At 61.6% G+C, this 18,613-nt stretch carries 16 protein-coding genes; 6 read left to right on the top strand and 10 right to left on the bottom strand.

All coding sequences use genetic code 11. The features are described from left to right. Window positions 1-90 precede the first annotated feature (90 nt). From FJ936_RS27440 to FJ936_RS27430, 3 genes are all read right to left on the bottom strand, one after another. Window positions 91-873, bottom strand: coding sequence for an ATP-binding cassette domain-containing protein (locus FJ936_RS27440; RefSeq protein ID WP_015318692.1), 783 nt, complete (start codon window positions 871-873; stop codon window positions 91-93). Beyond that, window positions 870-1,931 (bottom strand): ABC transporter permease, encoded by a 1,062-nt coding sequence (locus FJ936_RS27435; protein ID WP_015318693.1) that lies wholly within the window; start codon window positions 1,929-1,931, stop codon window positions 870-872. The genes FJ936_RS27440 and FJ936_RS27435 overlap by 4 nt, the downstream gene beginning before the upstream one ends. A 159-nt stretch (window positions 1,932-2,090) precedes the next feature. Beyond that, window positions 2,091-3,107, bottom strand: a complete 1,017-nt coding sequence (locus FJ936_RS27430) for a sugar ABC transporter substrate-binding protein (protein WP_023771510.1) — start codon at window positions 3,105-3,107, stop codon at window positions 2,091-2,093. Between the two features lie 229 nt (window positions 3,108-3,336). On the opposite strand from FJ936_RS27430, the gene FJ936_RS27425 reads away from it, so the two are divergent. From FJ936_RS27425 to FJ936_RS27410, 4 genes are all read left to right on the top strand, one after another. Beyond that, the gene (locus FJ936_RS27425; RefSeq protein WP_140878458.1) at window positions 3,337-4,563 is read left to right on the top strand and encodes an ROK family transcriptional regulator; all 1,227 of its coding nucleotides are present in this window, start codon (window positions 3,337-3,339) and stop codon (window positions 4,561-4,563) included. 1 nt (window position 4,564) lies between these two features. Continuing rightward, window positions 4,565-5,011, top strand: a complete 447-nt coding sequence (locus FJ936_RS27420; protein ID WP_015318696.1) for an RbsD/FucU domain-containing protein — start codon at window positions 4,565-4,567, stop codon at window positions 5,009-5,011. After that, complete coding sequence (locus FJ936_RS27415) at window positions 5,008-5,931, top strand: carbohydrate kinase (protein WP_141907214.1); 924 nt, start codon at window positions 5,008-5,010, stop codon at window positions 5,929-5,931. The genes FJ936_RS27420 and FJ936_RS27415 overlap by 4 nt, the downstream gene beginning before the upstream one ends. 230 nt (window positions 5,932-6,161) lie before the next feature. Then, window positions 6,162-7,304, top strand: a complete 1,143-nt coding sequence (locus FJ936_RS27410; RefSeq protein WP_141907213.1) for a DegT/DnrJ/EryC1/StrS aminotransferase family protein — start codon at window positions 6,162-6,164, stop codon at window positions 7,302-7,304. A 75-nt stretch (window positions 7,305-7,379) separates the two neighbouring features. Here the strand turns inward: FJ936_RS27410 and FJ936_RS27405 are convergent, their stop codons facing one another. From FJ936_RS27405 to cysD, 4 genes are read right to left on the bottom strand one after another with little or no spacing between them, the layout of a single operon-like run. After that, window positions 7,380-8,642 carry an O-antigen ligase family protein gene (locus FJ936_RS27405; RefSeq protein ID WP_141907212.1) on the bottom strand — a complete coding sequence of 421 codons (1,263 nt, stop codon included), beginning with the start codon at window positions 8,640-8,642 and terminating at the stop codon, window positions 7,380-7,382. Between the two features lie 53 nt (window positions 8,643-8,695). Next, entirely contained in the window at window positions 8,696-9,499 is an 804-nt protein-coding gene (gene cysQ / locus FJ936_RS27400) for a 3'(2'),5'-bisphosphate nucleotidase CysQ (protein ID WP_181763179.1), read from the bottom strand. A 10-nt stretch (window positions 9,500-9,509) separates the two neighbouring features. Beyond that, a complete protein-coding gene (gene cysN, locus FJ936_RS27395) occupies window positions 9,510-11,447 on the bottom strand; it encodes a sulfate adenylyltransferase subunit CysN (RefSeq protein ID WP_181763177.1) in 1,938 nt (645 codons plus the stop codon). Window positions 11,448-11,449: 2 nt separating this feature from the next. Then, window positions 11,450-12,355, bottom strand: a complete 906-nt coding sequence (gene cysD, locus FJ936_RS27390; RefSeq protein WP_141907209.1) for a sulfate adenylyltransferase subunit CysD — start codon at window positions 12,353-12,355, stop codon at window positions 11,450-11,452. A gap of 469 nt (window positions 12,356-12,824) precedes the next feature. Here cysD and FJ936_RS27385 point away from each other — a divergent pair, with 469 nt between their 5' ends. Both FJ936_RS27385 and FJ936_RS27380 read left to right on the top strand, forming a co-directional pair. Further along, the gene (locus FJ936_RS27385; protein WP_141907208.1) at window positions 12,825-14,192 is read left to right on the top strand and encodes an O-antigen ligase; all 1,368 of its coding nucleotides are present in this window, start codon (window positions 12,825-12,827) and stop codon (window positions 14,190-14,192) included. Window positions 14,193-14,209: 17 nt separating this feature from the next. Next, window positions 14,210-15,157, top strand: coding sequence for an NAD-dependent epimerase/dehydratase family protein (locus FJ936_RS27380; protein WP_141907207.1), 948 nt, complete (start codon window positions 14,210-14,212; stop codon window positions 15,155-15,157). Between the two features lie 42 nt (window positions 15,158-15,199). Here FJ936_RS27380 and FJ936_RS27375 read toward each other — a convergent pair whose 3' ends face one another. The 3 genes from FJ936_RS27375 to FJ936_RS27365 all read right to left on the bottom strand — a co-directional run bounded on the left by FJ936_RS27375 (window position 15,200) and on the right by FJ936_RS27365 (window position 18,156). Next, window positions 15,200-15,739: a sugar transferase gene (locus FJ936_RS27375; RefSeq protein ID WP_140663220.1), complete on the bottom strand. Its 540-nt coding sequence runs from the start codon at window positions 15,737-15,739 to the stop codon at window positions 15,200-15,202. 118 nt (window positions 15,740-15,857) lie between these two features. Continuing rightward, window positions 15,858-16,145 carry a hypothetical protein gene (locus tag FJ936_RS27370; RefSeq protein WP_023771497.1) on the bottom strand — a complete coding sequence of 96 codons (288 nt, stop codon included), beginning with the start codon at window positions 16,143-16,145 and terminating at the stop codon, window positions 15,858-15,860. Window positions 16,146-16,167: 22 nt separating this feature from the next. After that, window positions 16,168-18,156 (bottom strand): nucleoside-diphosphate sugar epimerase/dehydratase, encoded by a 1,989-nt coding sequence (locus FJ936_RS27365; RefSeq protein WP_181763176.1) that lies wholly within the window; start codon window positions 18,154-18,156, stop codon window positions 16,168-16,170. Between the last annotated feature and the right edge of the window lie 457 nt (window positions 18,157-18,613).

Raw genomic sequence — 18,613 nt, 5'->3', positions numbered from 1 at the left:
GTTTCTCCCAGCCCACCCTAGTGCATTGCAACATCTTTTCAATCGATTTAGAGAACGCCGTCATCTACTTACCCTGCGGCAAGTTGGCAGTCAGGCCGCCAATGCCGCCTCCGGGGGTGTTTTTGCCCCGGTCATGAAGGCAACGGCGTCGGACATCGTATATTGCTTGGGGTCGATGACGCACAGTCGACGGCCCAGACGGTGGATGTGGATACGGTCCGCCACCTCGAAGACGTGCGGCATGTTGTGCGAGATGAGCACGATCGGCAGGCCGCGCTTCTTCACGTCGAGGATCAGTTCAAGCACGCGGCGGCTCTCCTTGACGCCGAGCGCCGCCGTCGGCTCGTCCATGATGACCATCTTCGACCCGAAGGCGGCGGCCCGGGCCACCGCCACGCCCTGGCGTTGGCCGCCCGACAGGGTCTCCACCGCCTGGCTGATGTTCTGGATGGTCATCAAGCCGAGTTCGGTGAGCTTGTCGCGGGCACGCTTTTCCATTGCCGGACGGTCCAGCATGCGAAGCCACTGACCGACGAAGCCGGGTTTGCGGATCTCGCGGCCGAGGAACATGTTGTCGGCGATCGAAAGCGCCGGCGACAAGGCCAGGTTCTGGTAGACGGTTTCGATGCCGGCTTCACGGGCTTCCATCGGCGACTTGAAGGAGACGGGTTTGCCTTCAAGCCGGATTTCGCCTTCGTCCGGCACGGCCGCGCCGGAAATCGCCTTGATGAGTGACGACTTGCCGGCGCCGTTGTCGCCGATGACGGCAAGGATTTCGCCGGGGTAAAGGTCGAAATCGGCATTGTCGAGAGCGGTGACGCGGCCATAGCGCTTGACCAGACCGCGCGCGGTGAGGATGGGTTCCTGGGTCATGCCGAAACCTTTCTGATCCATTGGTCGATGGCGACGGCGCCGATGATCAGCACGCCGGTGAGCAGCACTTTCCATTGCGGATCGGCGCCGAGCATGTTGAGGCCCATCGAGACGACGCCGACGATCATTGCGCCGAACAGCGTGCCGAGGATGGAGCCGCGGCCGCCGAAGAGAGAAATACCGCCGATCACAGTCGCGGTGATCGCCTGCAGATTGTAGTCGGTAACAGCGGCGGACGGCGAGATCGAGCCGTTGCGGCCGATGGAGACCCAGGCCGCGAAAGCGGCGATCAGCCCGGCAAGGGTGTAAACCGTCATCAGCACCTTCTTGGTCTGGATACCCGACAGCTTCGCCGCCTCCTGGTCGTCGCCGACGGCGTAGACATGACGGCCCCATGCGGTGTGGTTGAGCACGTACCAAAGAACCAGCACGAGCACGACCGTGGCGATGACGCCGAGCGTCAGCACCGCCGTGCCGACCTTAAAGCTCAGGGCAAACAGGTGCAGCAGCGGTGCCTGGTTGTCGACGTCGGTGTCGCGGATCGTCTCATTGGCCGAATAGATGAAGTTCGTGGCCATGACGATGTTCCAGGTGCCAAGCGTCACGATGAAGGGCGGCAGCTTCATATAGGCGACCAGCAGCCCGTTCAGCAGCCCGCAAGCCGCACCGGCGGCAAGCCCGATCGCCACGGCGAGCACGCTCGGCATGCCGTAGCTGACCGCGCAATTGCCCATGATCACGGCCGAAATCACCATGATCACCCCGATCGACAGGTCGATGCCGGCGGTCAGGATGACCAGTGTCTGCGCGGCGCCGAGAATGCCGACGATGGCGATCTGCTGCAGGATCAGTGTCAGCGTGTAGGACGAGAAGAACCGCCCGCCGATCGTGATGCCGAAGATGACGATCGACAGAAGCAGCACGATCAGCGGCACCGCCGCCGGCGTCGAATGCAGAAAATGCTGGATGCGCTTGACGGCTGATTTGTGCTCGTCAAAAGCGGCTACACTTGTATCGCTGGCCGAGAGAACCTTCTCGAATTCCTGAGCTTGAGCCATGTTTCCTCCCCGTAGGGCTTCAGCCACACGCTGACGCCGTCCACGCCTTCCGGTCTGTCGCCGGGATTATTCGCGTTTACAGTGATGCATCGTCCACCCGATGCGACCGGGGATCAAGTCCCCCCGGTCGCATCGGTTCCGTTGCCGGTCAGGCCAGTATCAGCCCCAGCACTTGGCGAGGCCTTCCTTGGTGTCGATGGACTTGACGCCCGTCGCCGGCTTGTCGGTGACGAGGTTGACGCCGGTGTCGAAGAAGTTCTTGCCCTCGGTCGGCTTCGGCTTGGTGCCGTCCTTGGCGAAAGCGGCGATCGCCTCGATGCCAAGTGCGGCCATCTGCAGCGGATATTGCTGCGAGGTGGCGCCGATGACGCCTTCGGCGACCGACTTCACGCCGGGGCAACCGCCGTCGACCGAGACGATCAGCACCTGGCTTTCGAGGCCGACAGCCTTGAGCGCCTGGTAGGCACCGACCGCGGCCGGCTCATTGATGGTGTGGATGACGGTGATGGTGTTGTCCTTCTGCAGAAGGTTTTCCATCGCCTTGCGGCCGCCTTCCTCGTTACCGTTCGTCACATCATGGCCAACGATGCGCGGATCGGTCTCATCGCCGATCTTGTTGGGGTCCTTCACGTCGATGCCGTAGCCCATCATGAAGCCCTGGTCGCGCAGAACGTCCACGGTCGGCTGCGAGGGCGTCAGGTCGAGGAAGCCGATCTTGGCGTCCTTGGCCTTGTCACCGAGCGTGGCGGCGGCCCAGGCGCCGATCAGCTTGCCGGCCTCCAGATTGTCGGTGGCGAAGGTCGCGTCGGCGGCGTCGATCGGATCGAGCGGCGTGTCCAGCGCAATCACCAGCAGGCCCGCATCGCGCGCCTTCTTCACCGTCGGCACGATGCCCTTGGTGTCGGACGCGGTGATCAAAATGCCCTTGGCGCCGTCGGCGATGCAGCTTTCGATCGCCGCCACCTGGCTCTCGCTGTCACCGTCGATCTTGCCCGCATAGGTCTTGAGATCGACGCCAAGTTCCTTGGCCTTGGCGGTCGCGCCCTCCTTCATCTTGACGAAAAACGGATTGGTGTCGGTCTTGGTGATCAGGCAGGCGCCGACGCCGGCCGCGGACGCAGACGAAGCGAACGCCATCAGACCCAGCGCGGCCGCCGCGAAAACGGTGGACTTCAACAATTTTGTATTGGTCACGATTTCCTCCCAGTGGAACATTTTTCGAATGCCGGCCAACCGGCACCCGCACGGCATCCAGGCGACTTCTCCCAGCGCGGATGCTCCCTCAAGGAACACCACGCCAGCGCATCTGTCAATAATTAAATCACTCTTATTTATTATTGACACCCTTGCGTCGTTCACTCATTCTGACCCAAAAGCATTGTGGGGAAACGACGGGAGGAACAGGGTGGAGACGGCCACTGCGAGGCATGGTTCGCCCGAAGCGAACGAGAGCCTCATTCACCGCGGCACCAACCAGAGTGGCATGCGCGACCACAACGAGCGCCTGGTGCTTTCGCTGGTGCGCCAGCACGGCAGTCTGGCGAAGTCCGACATTGCCCGCATGACCGGACTTTCGGCGCAGACGGTTTCGGTCATCATGCGCGAACTGGAGGAAGAAAGCCTGCTCGTGCGCCAGGCGCCGTTGCGCGGCAAGATCGGCCAGCCCTCGATCCCCATGGCACTCAACCCCGAAGGCGCCTTCTTCATCGGCCTCAAGATCGGCCGCCGCAGCGCCGAACTCGTGCTGATCGATTTCCTCGGACAGGTGCGCGCGATGCTGCAGCATTCCTACCGCTACCCTGCCCCCCGCGAGACGGTCGAGTTCGTCACGTCAGGCATGAAGACGATGCGCGGCGAGCTGACGCCGGCACAGGACAAGCGCATCGCCGGACTTGGCATCGCCATGCCGTTCGAGCTCTGGAACTGGGCCGACACCGCCGGCGCGCCGCGCGACGTGATGGACGAATGGCGCCATCGTGACATCAGGACCGACATCCAGGCGCAATGCGATTTTCCGGTTTATCTGCAGAACGATGCCACCTCCGCCTGCGGCGCCGAACTGGTCTTCGGCCAGACAGGCGCGGCGCGGGATTTCGTCTATTTCTATATCGGCGCCTTTGCCGGCGGCGGCATCGTGCTCAACGGCCGGCTGTTTGGCGGGCCGACCGGCAATGCCGGCGCGCTCGGCTCCATGCCTGTGCCGGGGCTGGATGGAAAACCGACCCAGCTGATCGACGTGGCCTCGATCGCCATGCTCGAAAAAACACTCAACGCGCGTGGCGTCGAGGCCTCGTATCTGTGGACCTCACCCGAGGATTGGGGGGAGATCGGCGCCGCGCTCGACGAGTGGATCGCCAGCGCCTCGCAGGCGCTCGCTTATGCCATCGTGGCAGCATCCTCGGTCATCGATTTCGAAGCCGCGGTGATCGACGGCTGGATGCCGAAGGCCGTGCGCCAGAGGCTGGTCGAGGCGGTCGTGACGGCAATCGGCGCGATCGACGGCGAAGGGCTGAAACTTCCGGCCGTCCGCGAGGGAAGCGTGGGTATCCATGCCCGGGCGCTCGGCGGCGCCAGCCTGCCGCTTTCCGAACGCTTCCTGATCGGTTCGACGACGATCTCCAGGGGCGCGTGAAATGCTGATCGGGATTCCGGCGCTGCTTGGTCCAGAGCTTCTGGCGACGTTGCGCGCCATGGGCCATGGTGACGAGATTGCCGTGGTCGACGGGAACTATCCGGCACAGGAGCAGGCAAGGCGCCTCATCAGGACCGATGGCCACGCCCTCATGCCCGTACTCGACGCGATACTGACGCTGCTTCCGGTCGACGATGTCGTGCCGGAGGCGCTGTTTCGCGCCTCGGTGAAAGGCGATCCGTCGCTTGCCGACCCCGTCCATCGTGAAATGGAGGCGATCTGCGCCAAACGCGCGCCTGGCCGCAAGGTGGTTGCACTGGCCGGCGCCGACTTCTATGCACGGGTCAAATCGGCGCATGCCATCGTCGCGACAAGCGAGCCGCGGCTTTACGCCAATATCATCATCCGCAAGGGCGTGATCTATCCGCCGGAGACCGAGAAGCCATGATCCTCTGCTGCGGCGAAGCCCTGATCGACATGCTGCCGCGCACCACTACGGAGAATGAGCCGGCTTTTGCCCCCTATGTCGGCGGCGCTGTCTTCAACACAGCGATCGCGCTCGGCCGCTTGGGCGCGCCGGCCGGCTTTTTCTCGGGCCTGTCGTCGGACCTGTTCGGCGGTCAGTTCAGGGACGCGTTGGGGGCGAGCAAGGTCAGTTCCACCTACGCGCACACCTCGCCCCGACCGACGACCCTAGCCTTCGTGCGGCTGAACAATGGCCAGGCGACCTACACCTTCTATGACGAGAACACGGCCGGGCGCATGCTGACCATCGAAGACCTGCCGCAACTCGGCAGCGAGATCGAGGCGATGCTGTTCGGCGCCATCAGCCTGATCTCGGAGCCGGCTGGGTCGGCCTATGAGGAATTCATGCAGCGCGAGCATGAGACCCGCGTGATGATGCTCGATCCCAACATCCGGCCGAACTTCATTCCCGACAAGGCCAAGCACCTCAGGCGCATCCGGGAGATGATGGCGATAGCCGACATCGTCAAACTGTCGGACGAAGACCTCCAGTGGTTCGGCGAAGCCGGCTCGCACGAGGATGTCGTGCGCAATTGGCTCGACCGCGGCCCGAAGCTGATCGTCGTCACGCATGGCAGCGAGGGTGCCGTTGGCTACAGCAAACAGCATCGTGTCACCGTCATGCCGGAGACAGTGAAGGTGGTGGACACCGTCGGCGCCGGAGACACGTTCAACGCCGGCATCCTTGCCTCCCTGCATGAGCAAGGCCTGTTGACGAAGGCGGCGATTTCCAGCCTGTCCGAAGACGCCATCCGCAAAGCATTGGCGCTCGGCGCCAAGGCGGCGGCAGTGACAGTGTCACGAGCCGGCGCCAATCCCCCCTGGCGGCACGAGATCGGCTGATCGGCTCTCCAGCGCGATCACTTTATGTTTCCAGGCGCCGGAAAACCTCGATAAGAATGGGCTGAATTGCACCGCCAAGCCCGGATTCCCGGCTTTGTGGGACAATATGCCGGCAAAACGTGGTAACGGGCTGCGACACTTGCACCAAGTCCCCGATCCGCAGCCGGCTTTTTCAGCCGCGCCAAGTCTGGTACCAGCGGGCCGGTTATTGGCAGGGTATTGAGGCCGACATGCAATTCATCGATCTTGGCGCGCAGCGCGAACGAATCCGCGACCGGCTGAAAGCCGCGATCGACCACGTGGTCGAGGATGGCCGCTACATCCTTGGCCCGCAGGTCGCCGAATTCGAGAAGAAGCTCGCCGCCTATGTCGGCGTCAAGCATGTGATTGCCTGCGCCAACGGCACCGATGCACTGCTTTTGCCGCTGTTCGCCACCGGCATCGGCCCGGGTGACGCGGTGTTCGTGCCGAGCTTCACCTTCGCCGCCACGGCGGAAGTGGTGGCGCTGGCCAAGGCCGAGCCGGTTTTCGTCGATGTCGATCCGACAACCTACAACATCGACATCGCCAGCCTCGAGGCGGCGATCGCGGCCGTCAAGAAGGAAGGTCGACTGAAGCCGAAGGCGATCATCCCTGTCGACCTGTTCGGTCTTGCCGCCGACTATGAGGCGCTCATGACTATTGCCAATCGCGAAGGCTTATTGGTGATCGAGGACGCAGCCCAGTCCATGGGGGGCTCGCTCGAAGGCAGGATGTGCGGCGCGTTCGGCCATGTCGGCTCGACCAGCTTCTATCCGGCCAAGCCGCTCGGCTGCTATGGCGACGGCGGTGCGATGTTCACCAATGATGACGCGCTGGCCGACGCGCTCAGATCCTTCGCCTTCCACGGCAAGGGCGAGACGCAGTACGACAACATCCGCGTCGGCATCAATTCACGGCTCGACACGCTGCAGGCGGCGATCCTGCTCGAGAAGCTCGCCATCCTCGAGGAAGAGATGGTGGCGCGGCAGGTGGTGGCCCAACGCTACGCTGAAGGCCTCGGTGACGCCGTCACCGCATCCCGCAACCTGGGTGGCAGCCGCTCGGCCTGGGCGCAATACGCGATCGAAACGCCGAAACGCGACGGGCTTAAGGCGCATTTGAGCGAAAAGGGCATTCCGTCCGTCATCTACTACGTCAAGCCGCTGCATGAGCAGATCGCCTATCGCGACTACCCGCGCACGCCGACCGGTCTTGCCGTTTCGGAGGACCTGCCGAAACGCATCCTGTGCCTGCCGATGCACCCCTATCTCAGCGAGGCAGACCAGGACCAGATCATCGAAACGATCCGCAATTATATCGGCTCGAACTCGGCGCAGGCCGCGGCCGAATAGGCGTCGGGCACGGGATATCCGACCGACACCTCCTTGGCATAGGGCGACGACGGCGCAGGCCGTGCGCTTCGCCCGTTATTTTGAGAAGGCCGCCACGTGTCTTGTGATCCCGTCTTCCATCCCCGATCGGGTCATGGAACGGCACTGCACTATGCAGATCCCCGCGGCGAAGACCAAAGTGCCCAGCACCCATGACAACCAGATCCGATGGTCGACCGAGAGTTCGACGACAGCTATCATCAGGTAGCAACTGGCTATGAAATGGCAGGGGCCGCTCAAACCGCCGATCATTCTTATGATCGCCGCCAGGAGCATCCCATACACCATGATGCCCAGCGCTCCCAGTTCGTACCACAAATCGAATACGATATTATGTGCGCTTGGGAGATCCGCCTGCGCATAATATGTCGGACTCACGACCACCCCGGCCGCGTTTCTCATCGTATTGGCGCCATGGCCGAGGATCGGCTGGTCCGCGATGCGGGGCGAAATCATCTGCCATAGATCAAGCCGCGCTGCGAAGGTTCCTGGATAGAAAACCAGCCATCCCGTTGTTTTGAGGTAGGCGAACAGCGGCGCGACGACGAAGGGGGCAATCAGGGCAAGAGACAAATAGATGGCGAAAAATCCAACCAAAACTTGCTGGCGGTATTTCGCGGGCATGACAAACATCACCGCCACGAGGACAATCGCCAGATTGACGCCGGTCGATTGGCCGTAGAGCAATGTCAGAACGGCAAAGAGAGCCGCAAGCCCTTTCCAGACCAGCCTCGGCTGGGCAAGAAATATGACGGCAAAAAAAGCTCCGTAAACCGTGATCTTGTGGAGGGTGAAAACGTTCTCCACAAAGCGTGGATCTTCGGTCAGAAACGCAAAATACAGTTCCCAGCCCATCACCGATACGACGCCGATCAACAGGCCGGCCAATGACACCCACGCGAGCCGCTCGCGTTGAGCGCTCGCAAGCGCGAGGATGCCCTGAAACAGCAGGATAGCGGCGATCGAGTAGCCAAACACGTCCCTCGCCGCCGTGAGAGAGCGGCTCGCATCGACCGACCACAGGGCGCTCGAAAGGATAAAGCCTGACAAGAGAGCGAGAACAATTGCGAGGCCTGTCGTGCCTCTGCCAAAACGCGCACGCTTCGTCAAAAGGGCGAGAGCGCCCATGAGTGCCCCGACAAGCGTTAAGACCGTTGGGGACATTTCGACGAAGGCGAAAAGGGCGGGAGAGAGGGCGTAGAGGCCCAGCAACATCCTGAAGACTATTTCATCACTATTGCTGGTCCATGCGGGAAAGCCGCCCAAAATGACGGCATGGCATTTCTGAAACAAGGACATTCACTTACCGACTCAGGGACGTCGACAAAGGATAGGCCATCGACGAGGGCTTTTCACCTAGGTTCGATACGTCCCTGGATTGCAGCCTCGCCGCTGGCGATGAAATGCGGATTGGCGAAGTCCGCGTCATCGGCCTGGTTGCGCTTGCCATAGGTCAAGGGCTTGCCGTCCAGCGTCCGCGTCGTGCCGCCGGCGGCACGCAGCACCGCGTCACCCGCAGCGGTGTCCCATTCCATGGTGCGACCGAACCGCGGATAAACATCCGCCTCGGCATTGGCGAGGAGGCAGAATTTCAGTGACGAACCGACCGAGACGATCTCGGCGGCACCAAGGTCGCGAATATAGGCTTCGGTTTCCGGCGTGTTGTGCGAGCGGCTGGCAACCACGGCCAGCGGCGTCGCGGCCGTTCTCACCGAAATCGGCCGGCGGGAAACGATCTGGTAGTCGCCATCGACTTCGAGGGCTTCCGCCCTGCCCGGTCGCCCGGAAAAAAACCGGCCGCTGCAGGGTGCGAAGACAACGCCGACTTCCGGCACACCATGGCGGACAAGCGCGATGTTGACGGTGAAGTCGGTGCGCCGGTTGACGAATTCCTTGGTGCCATCAAGCGGATCAATGAGGAAGAAGGTCTCGCCGAGTTCGCCCGGCATGACGCCGGCCGCCGCTTCCTCCTCGGCCACGCAGGGAATATCGGGGAATGCGGCGCGCAGGCCTGCAAGAATGATCTTCTCGCTCTCGCGGTCCGCCTCGGTGACCGGCGAGGCGTCCGACTTGCGGTCGACCGCGCACCCGGCGTGGAATACGCGCATCACCTCGCGCCCGGCCGCTAGCGCCAGCCGCTCGAAGATTTCAAGCATCGACGTGTCGTCAGATACCGCCGCCATTGTCATATTGGTCTTCGGCAATGTCACGCTCGTTCAGCCAGTGTTCCAGGGCATCTACCATCTCTTCAGCCGATCTGCCGAGCGTCTCTAGATGGATCTCCGGTTTCTCCGGTGCTTCGTAAGGCGAATCGACACCGGTGAAATTCTTGATCTCGCCATTCAGCGCGCGGGCATAGAGGCCCTTCGGATCACGCCTGGCGCATTCCTCGAAAGGCGTATCGACAAACACCTCGATGAACTCGCCATCGGCCATCAATTCCCTGGCCATCCGCCGCTCGGCGCTGAACGGGGAAATGAAGGAGACAATGACGATCAGCCCGGCGTCGGCCATCAGCTTGGCAACTTCGGCGACGCGGCGAATGTTCTCGACGCGATCGGCATCGGTGAATCCAAGGTCGCGGTTGAGACCGTGGCGGACATTGTCGCCATCGAGAATGTAGGTATGACGCCCAGTGGCGAAAAGCTTCTTCTCGAACAGGTTGGCGATGGTCGACTTGCCGGAGCCCGAAAGCCCCGTGAACCAGAACACGGCGGGCCGCTGGTTCTTCATGTCGGCACGCACGCGCTTGCCGACATCGAGCGATTGCCAATGGATGTTTTCGGCGCGGCGCAGCGAGTGTACGATCATGCCTGCGCCAACCGTGGCGTTGCTGATGCGATCGATCAGGATAAAGGCGCCAGTGGTACGGTTCTCGCCAAACGGATCGAAGGCGATCGGCGCCCGGGTCGAAATGTTGCAGATACCGACTTCATTCATTTCAAGCGACTTGGCCGCCTCATGCGCAAAGTCGTTGACATTGATGCGGTACTTCAAGTCGGTGACGGTGGCGCTGGTCTGGTCGGTCTCGGTGCGCAGGATATAGGAACGGCCCGGCAGCAGCGCGTTCTCGTCGAACCAGACGATGTTGGCGGCGAACTGGTCGGCGACCTGCGGCCGTGCGGACGGCGAAACCAGCATGTTGCCCCTGGAAACCTCGACCTCGTCGTCGAGAACGAGCGTGATGGCCTGGCCGGCCACCGCCTGTTTGAGATCGCCGCCATAGGCGACGATGCGTTTGACATGCGAGGACTTGCCCGACTTGGCGACCACGACCTCGTCGCCTTGCGCAATCATACCGGACGCGATGGTGCCGGCAAAACCGCGAAAATCGAGATTGGGGCGATTGACGTACTGAACCGGAAAGCGGAACGGCAGCTCGGCCGTGGCTTCGTCGACGGAGACGGTTTCGAGATGCTCGATCAATGTCGGGCCGGAATACCAATGCGTGTTTTCGGAGCGGCCGCTGACATTGTCGCCGTAGCGGGCCGACATCGGGATCGGCGCGATGGCCTGGAAGCCGAGATCGCGTGAGAACTGCCGGTAGTCCTCGACGATCCTGTTGAAGACCACCTGATCAAAGCCGACGAGATCGATCTTGTTGACCGCCAGCACGATGTGGCGGATGCCGAGCAGCGAGGCGATGATCGAATGGCGCCGCGTCTGGCGCAGCACCCCCTGCCGGGCATCGATCAGCACGATCGCCAAGTCGGCGGTCGAAGCGCCTGTCGCCATGTTGCGGGTATATTGCTCGTGGCCGGGCGTGTCGGCGACGATGAACTTGCGCTTCGGCGTGGCAAAGAAGCGGTAGGCGACGTCGATGGTAATGCCTTGCTCGCGCTCCGCCTCGAGGCCGTCGACCAACAGCGCGAAGTCGACGTCGTCGCCCGTCGTGCCATGCTTGCGCGAATCGCGTTCAAGCGCGGCGAGCTGGTCCTCGAAAATCTGCTTGGTGTCGGAGAGCAGGCGTCCGATCAACGTCGACTTGCCATCATCCACCGAACCGCAGGTCAGGAAGCGCAGCAGCGACTTCTTCTCCTGCGCGGCCAGATAATCGCGGACGCCGTCCGTTGGAGCGAGGCTCTTTGCCATGATGTGGCGCATGGTCAGAAATACCCCTCGCGCTTCTTCTTTTCCATCGAACCGGCTTCATCGCGGTCGATCAACCGACCCTGCCGTTCGGAGGTGCGTGCCGTCAGCATCTCGCCAACGATGGCTTCAAGTGTGTCGGCGTCGGATTCGATGGCGCCGGTCAGCGGATAACAGCCAAGCGTACGGAATCGCACCAACCTGTCCTCCACGACCTCGCCGGGCAGTAGCTTCATGCGATCATCATCCTTGAGGATCAGCATGCCATCACGTTCGACAACCGGCCGCCGCTTGGCGAAATAGAGCGGCACGATCGGGATGTTTTCCTGCAGAATGTACTGCCAGATGTCGAGCTCGGTCCAGTTCGACAGCGGGAAGACGCGGATCGATTCACCCTGCGCGATACGTGTGTTGAATATCTTCCACATTTCGGGCCGCTGGTTCTTCGGATCCCACACATGCTGGGCATTGCGGAAAGAGAAGATGCGCTCCTTGGCGCGCGACTTTTCCTCGTCGCGGCGGGCGCCGCCAAAGGCAGCGTCGAAGCCGTATTTGTCGAGCGCCTGGCGCAGCGCCACGGTTTTCATCACATGAGTGTGGGTGTTCGAGCCGTGATCGAACGGATTGATGTTGTCGCGCGCGCCATCTTCGTTGACATGAACCAGAAGATCGAAACCCAGCTTCTTCGCCATCTGATCGCGAAATGCGATCATCTCGCGAAATTTCCAGGTGGTGTCGACGTGAAGAAACGGGAATGGCGGCTTGGCCGGATAGAACGCCTTCATCGCCAGATGCATCAGCACCGACGAATCCTTGCCGACGGAATAGAGCATGACCGGCTTGGTGAAGGCTGCCGCGACCTCGCGGAATATGTGAATGGACTCGGCTTCAAGCCGCTGCAGATGCGTAAGCGCTGGTATCATGGACCGTGAGCGTTCTCTCATGCCTTGCAACAAAAGATCCTGCGTCAAATCATCGAGCCTTTTGCGCCCGGTTCAAAGCTTCGCTTCTGGACAAGTGTTTCGTGCGGGCGTTCTAGCAGATCGTCGCGGCCCAGAACAATGCAAGACGAGCCCGACAGCCATTCGTTCGGGAATGAATTTTCCACGGTTGCGACAAAACCCGGAAATTTCTGCTTGGAGAGCTTCCAGCCGTGAAAAGGCTGGAAAAATATTGCCTGTGAGAAGGCCGGGGATGCTGCAGGGTCAACCGGTGCCGACCGGGAGTTTCAGCGGCAATCGATCACGGCGTACTATCGAAACAGCGGCCCAGCCGCTATACGCTTAGAAAGGGCAAGATGCACTATCAATGGGCAATTTCGAGGTGAGCATGTTGGGTTTCACCGAACACGATGTGCCGCATAAATTTTCTCGAGAATAGCGGGTCCGAAAATTGAACCGGCTTTCATTCATAAGACAGCAAATCACGCCTTCGCGGATCAATGTCTACTTCTCCATTCTCTGCTTCTTTTCTCCCCCGGTCCTGGGATCGGCGGTCAGCTTCGTGTTCAATGGCGGCGGACTATGGTCCGTCCTGTTAATCGTCTTGAAGAGAAGGCACTTCAATGTCGACCGGGCGATGATGGCGCTAACGATCGCGATCTACGCCTATTGCGCAAGCAATGTCCTGGCGTCCATCGTCAACCACGCGATCGTCAAGGACGCACGGCATCTTGTCCCGCTGATCACCTTTCTGTTTTTTCCCATTTCCTATTCGACCTGGAGCACTACGCAAAAAACAACGCTCGTCCGCATCATTGTGTTGGCCAGCATGGCGGCTTGTTTCGGAGCGCTGCTGCTGGCGGTTTATCAGCAATATCGACTTGGTATGCGCGCCGAGGGTGGGGCGGGGAATGCGATCGTTTTTGCTGAGGTCCTCTGCCTTGCGGTGGTGATCTGCGTGGCCGCTGCCCTATCCGGTATAGAGAAATACAGGATCGCCCTCGCCTGCGCCGCACTCGGCGGAACGATCGCCATCATCTACTCCGGTACGCGCATCGTCTGGCTGGCACTGCTGATTGTCGGTGTCGCCGTTCTGTTGATCAACCAGCAGAAGCTAAGAGGGAGAGATGCCGTTCGCGTGCTTTTGCTGCTGGCCGCGATTGCGGTCGCTATCGCGTTTTTCGGGTTCCAGACGATAGCGGGGCGCGTCGCATTTCTGCACTCCGACTGGGATGCGCTGGCGGCCCATGGTGACCACACGACTGCTTTGGGACTACGCGTCGCGCTTTGGGATATCGGCCTGAAGGCATTTCATGAGATGCCATTGTTTGGACATGGGGTGGGTGCCACCCGGCTCTTGATCAAGCAGGGCTTTCAGGATCAGTTCGGGATGGATGCAGGTTTCAGTCATTTCCACAACGGCTTCCTGACCGCCTTGGTACAAGCGGGAATCTTGGGTGCGGTGACGCTGGCGGCGATCTTTGTGGCTGCCGTCAGAAATGCAGCCCTGGTCCTCCGTGACAGCACCGATCCGATCGAACGGTTCGGCGCCACCATGATCGTCGCCGTCGTGATCACCTACCTGACTGCCGGCATGACGGGCATCCTGATCGGCCATGACATTCTTGACTCGGTCTTTATGGTCTTCCTGGTGTCGGGAACATATCTTGCCTGTGGCCGCCAGGCCGCGTTGGTGGAAAGGCAAGCCCTTCCACCAGTGGTGGGAGCCCAGGCGACGTCACCACCGAAAAGCCAAACCGTTCCACTGGTGACGGAAGCCATTCCATCAGACCTGGCACCTCCGCCAGCCGCCCGATAGCCGGTCCGGGCAAGACAATGAAAGTCCTGGTTACGGGCGCGACGGGTTTCATCGGCCGCCAGGTGGTCCATCGGCTTCGTGAGGCCGGTGTCGAACTTCGCCTTGCCTCCCGCCAGCCGGAGAGACTTGATGCTGGACCCGACACGATGCAGATGCCGGGGTACGATGCACCTGCCGAGGCTTTCCTGGCGCTGACCAGGGATGTTACGGATGTCGTCCATTGCGCGGGTCTGAACAATGATCAGGGCAATGCCGCCGAAGCTGATTTTCGGGCAGCCAATGCGCAATTGAGCGCACGTCTGGCGCATGCCGCCGCCACGCAGGCAAGCGGACGGTTCATCCATCTTTCCTCGATCCGGGCCGTGATCGGCGCGCGTGCCAGCGCAACGATCGACGAAAACACGATCCCGGACCCGCAAGACGCCTACGGGCGCTCGAAACGCGAAGCAGAAATTGCCGTGTTGGGCGCCTATGCCTCGCATGGCCGTGCCGACGCGGCCATATTGCGGCTGCCTTCAGTCTACGGGATCGGCATGAAAGGAAACCTGGCGACGCTAATGCGGCTCGCCGATACGGCTCTGCCGATGCCGACAGGCGCATTGACGGCGAACCGTTCGCTGCTGTCATCGCAATCCGCGGCACGGGCGGTGTGGCATCTGCTTTGCCATTCCGAGCCACTTCATCCGACCTATCTCGCCAGCGACGAGCCGCCGGTGTCCGTCGCTGCCGTCATCGGTGCCTTTCGCCGCGGCTTGGGGAGGCCGACGCGCCTGATGACCGTGCCGGCTGGACCAATGCGGACAGCCGCCACACTGCTTGGCAAGCGGATGTTCTGGGACAGCCTGACGGCGACGCAGATATGCGACCCGTCGCTGCTTGCCTCGGAAGGCTGGGCGCCGGAAGCCAGCACGCTGGAGCGGCTGACCGAAATAGCGCGGCTCCGAAACCCCCGACGTCCTGTTTGATGCCGGCCCAAAGACAGGTTTCCGCTTCTGGAGCGGGGCTGCTCAGCCGCGATAAAGTGTTCCAAACAGGATCCGAAGGTCGAGCCAGAACGACGCGGTCCTGAGATAGGTGGCATCGGTTTCGGCCAGAAGTTGCGGGTTCGACATGTCGATGCCCCTGATCTGGGCCAAGCCTGTCATCCCGGGCAAAGCCTGCAGAACGCCCAGCCGCCTGCGGCATTCGATCAGTTCCGTCTGGGTCGGCAGGCAAGGACGCGGCCCGACCAGGCTCATTTCGCCGCGCAGGACATTCCACAGCTGCGGCAACTCGTCGAGCTTGAATTTCCGCAAGCCCCTTCCAACCGATGTCACGGCGCTCACCGGGGTTTCATGCGAGGGCAACGATGGCGTTCCCTGGTACATCGTCCGCAACTTGTGGCAGCGAAAAAGCACACCTTCGCGGCCAATCCGCGTTTGTGAAAAAATCACCGGACCGGGCGAGGATACTCGGACGGCAACAATGGCCAGCAATAGAATGGGAGAGGTTGCCACCAGCAGCACAGCCGCACCGGCGAGATCGAAGATTTTCTTGGCTGTCTTCATGTGGCCGATAGGGCTCCCTGCCAGGGCTCTACGCGATAACCGCGAGCGATGCCCGTCAACCCGGCCGGCGTAGCACGAGGTCGCCTTCCCAACCAAGCGCGCCACGCGATCCGCGATCTCAGATACGGCCTAGGACAAAGGCGAGATAGAGCCCAAGGGTGCCGGCAAAAGTCTGTCGATAGACGCCGCTTTTGCGCAGGGCGCCCAGGCGTTGGAAAAGGGAACCTCGCCGACCGTTCGCGAACAGGTCGAGGCACGCCACCGCATCCTTCGTAAGGAGATCGCGATTGACGGCAAGGCCGGCAAGATTGAGATCGGTCCAGTCCGCGAACTGGCCCTTGAACAGGCGACCCAGCCGCGAGATCCGCGCCTGCCAAGATGCATTGGCGCCGACCAGATCAAGCACTCAAGATTGTTTTCTGCACAGCCTAAGTCGCCTGCCCAGCCGTTTTCGGGATCACCTCTTGAGGCGTGACCCCCCTCGCCTTCTTGGCGCGGTCAAGACCGGCAAGCGCGGCAAGCGCGGCTGCCTTGTCCTGGCTCTTCATCTCCTGCTGAAGCGCCGCAAGTGCTGTCTGGACATCCGACCACTGCGCGACATCGGTGCTCAGGCCGAAGATCTTGGCAATGCTGAGTTCCACCAGTTCCTCGTCCTCGCCGTGCAGGGTCTCGTGGAGCTTTTCGCCCGGGCGGATGCCTGTGAAGCGGATTGGAATGTCCGTATAGGGGCTTTTTCCCGCCATGCGGATCATCGTCTCGGCCACTTCGACGATCGGCACGGGCTTGCCCATGTCGAGCATGTAGACGGCGTAATCCTGGCCGGCCGGCCGCGAGGCGGCATCGGCCGCCGACATGATGACGAGATCGACGGCTTCGGCGACAGTCATGAAATAGCGCGTCATGCGCCGGTCGGTTATGGTGACCGGCCCGCCGGCCTCGATCTGCGCCTGGAATATGGTCGCCACCGAGCCATTGCTGCCGAAGACGTTGCCGAAGCGCACGGCGATGAACTTGGTGGAGGCGCGACGCCCGCCCGGTTCGCCGGCCGGCGTGCCGTGCAGGGCGCTGACGATCTGTTCGGCGGCCCGCTTGGTCATGCCGAGCACGGAGGTCGGATCGACGGCCTTGTCGCTCGAGACCATTACGAATTGCGCCACTCCGCATTTGGCGGCGACCTCGGCGCAGACAAGCGTGCCGAAGACGTTGGTCTGGATGGCCGATTCCCAATTCTCCTCCAGCAGCGGAACATGCTTCAACGCCGCTGCATGGAAGATGATGTCAGGTTTGAATTCCGTGACCACGCGCGTCATCTGGCGCCGGTCCGCGACATCGACGATGCGGACCTTGAGGCGATCATGATGCTTCTCGTCGATATACTGGCTCAACTGGAAGATGCCGAATTCGGAATTGTCGGCGACCAGCACGGCCTCGGCTCCAAGCTCCAGCGACCGCTTGACCAGCATTCGCCCGATGGAGCCGGCGCCTCCCGTGACCAGGACGCGCTTGCCGCCGACGAAGGCGCCGATGCGCTCGATGTCGGATGGCACAGTCGGGCGGCGCAGGATCGTTTCCATCTCGACGGCATCGAGAACGAGCTTTCCCTCCTGGCCCAGCTGCGAAAGGCCAGCGAACTGCACGACCGCAATGTCGCCGTGACGCGCGACGCGGACCAGCTCCGAATATTCCTCGATCTCATGCTCGGCGCCGCTGCCGAAGATCAGCAGATCGAGGCTTTTGGTGCCGCTCGCATAGTCCTCCAGGACATCGATCAGGCGCGGCCGGGTCGCCACCACCGGGACCCCTTGAATGCGCGTGCCGAGCGGTGCGCCATGCTCGGTGGCCATGATGCCGGCTATAGTATGCTCGGGGGGTTGCGCCGTGCGCGTGAAACGAATGATCAGGTCGGCCTCGCCGAGCCGGCCGACGAACAGGGCCTGCTTGGTGCGCGCCGTGTCGGCCTTGCCGCTGAGAACACCCCAGCTCGCGCCGTCACGCAGGAAGCGGTAGAACAGCCGGGGCGCCGAGATGACGGTGAAGGAGACGAGCAGGAAGACGATGAACTGGCGCTCGTTGAGCCCCGCGACAGGCTGAAAGGAACGCACGAACAGCGAAACGGCGTAGAGGACGAATGTCAGTATCGCGCAGCTCTTCAGGATGTTGAAGAAATCAGGCGTCGAAGCGAAGCGCCAGACCGTGGTGTAGAGGCCGCAATATCTGAACAGCAGATGGCTGATGACCACGATGCCGGCCCAGGTGACAAGGCCCTCCGTGGAGAGCGCCCCAAAGGAAAGATCCGACCGCGACAGGACGAGGCTGAGCGCCACGGCGACCAGGACCATGACCACGTCCTGGACCATGATGAAGGCGCGCCGCATCTGAGGCCTGAGCCCGAACACAGCTTCTATATAGGATACCATTGGGCAGTACTGAACTCCGGACGTGAGAACTTCAACACCAATGCCGCGCCAGGTCGAATACCATTCGCCACCGGCCACCTATGTTAGCGCAAATTTCTCGGCCCCCGCCGCCTTTATCGCATAGCGTGGACTTGAAGCCATCGCCAGGGATTTTTTCACCGGCGTCTCATGAACGAGCGCGTTGATGAAGATATCATGTAACAGCGACTGGAAAAGTAGCTTCCGCTTATAAACACTGTCGCGCGACTCAGGTGGATTACAAGACCGGCCGAAAGATTGGAAATTTCGGCGGATTTGACGCCGCCTTTCTGGTCAACTACTCACGAAGTCTCGCCCAAGCCATTACCGACGCACTATTTGGAGAGCCCGAGGAACACTGGACGGCTGGCCAAACGATTTCCGGTTGACAGATGGGCGCACTGCAATATGACGGCCTTCCCCCACACTAGCCAAAGTG

Origin of the sequence: Mesorhizobium sp. B2-4-13 (assembly GCF_006658535.1) — a bacterium.
Lineage (GTDB): Bacteria > Pseudomonadota > Alphaproteobacteria > Rhizobiales > Rhizobiaceae > Mesorhizobium > Mesorhizobium australicum.
The sequence above is the reverse complement of the archived record's forward strand: the minus strand, read 5'-3'. Positions and strand labels throughout refer to the sequence as shown.

Coding starts and splice junctions, on each gene's coding strand:
- FJ936_RS27440 (WP_015318692.1), bottom strand. CDS start 873: ATGACCCAGGAACCCATCCTCACCGCGCGCGGTCTGGTCAAGCGCTAT.
- FJ936_RS27435 (WP_015318693.1), bottom strand. CDS start 1,931: ATGGCTCAAGCTCAGGAATTCGAGAAGGTTCTCTCGGCCAGCGATACA.
- FJ936_RS27420 (WP_015318696.1), top strand. CDS start 4,565: ATGCTGATCGGGATTCCGGCGCTGCTTGGTCCAGAGCTTCTGGCGACG.
- FJ936_RS27415 (WP_141907214.1), top strand. CDS start 5,008: ATGATCCTCTGCTGCGGCGAAGCCCTGATCGACATGCTGCCGCGCACC.
- FJ936_RS27410 (WP_141907213.1), top strand. CDS start 6,162: ATGCAATTCATCGATCTTGGCGCGCAGCGCGAACGAATCCGCGACCGG.
- FJ936_RS27405 (WP_141907212.1), bottom strand. CDS start 8,642: ATGTCCTTGTTTCAGAAATGCCATGCCGTCATTTTGGGCGGCTTTCCC.
- cysQ (WP_181763179.1), bottom strand. CDS start 9,499: ATGCTTGAAATCTTCGAGCGGCTGGCGCTAGCGGCCGGGCGCGAGGTG.
- cysN (WP_181763177.1), bottom strand. CDS start 11,447: ATGCGCCACATCATGGCAAAGAGCCTCGCTCCAACGGACGGCGTCCGC.
- cysD (WP_141907209.1), bottom strand. CDS start 12,355: ATGATACCAGCGCTTACGCATCTGCAGCGGCTTGAAGCCGAGTCCATT.
- FJ936_RS27380 (WP_141907207.1), top strand. CDS start 14,210: ATGAAAGTCCTGGTTACGGGCGCGACGGGTTTCATCGGCCGCCAGGTG.
- FJ936_RS27375 (WP_140663220.1), bottom strand. CDS start 15,739: ATGAAGACAGCCAAGAAAATCTTCGATCTCGCCGGTGCGGCTGTGCTG.
- FJ936_RS27365 (WP_181763176.1), bottom strand. CDS start 18,156: ATGGTATCCTATATAGAAGCTGTGTTCGGGCTCAGGCCTCAGATGCGG.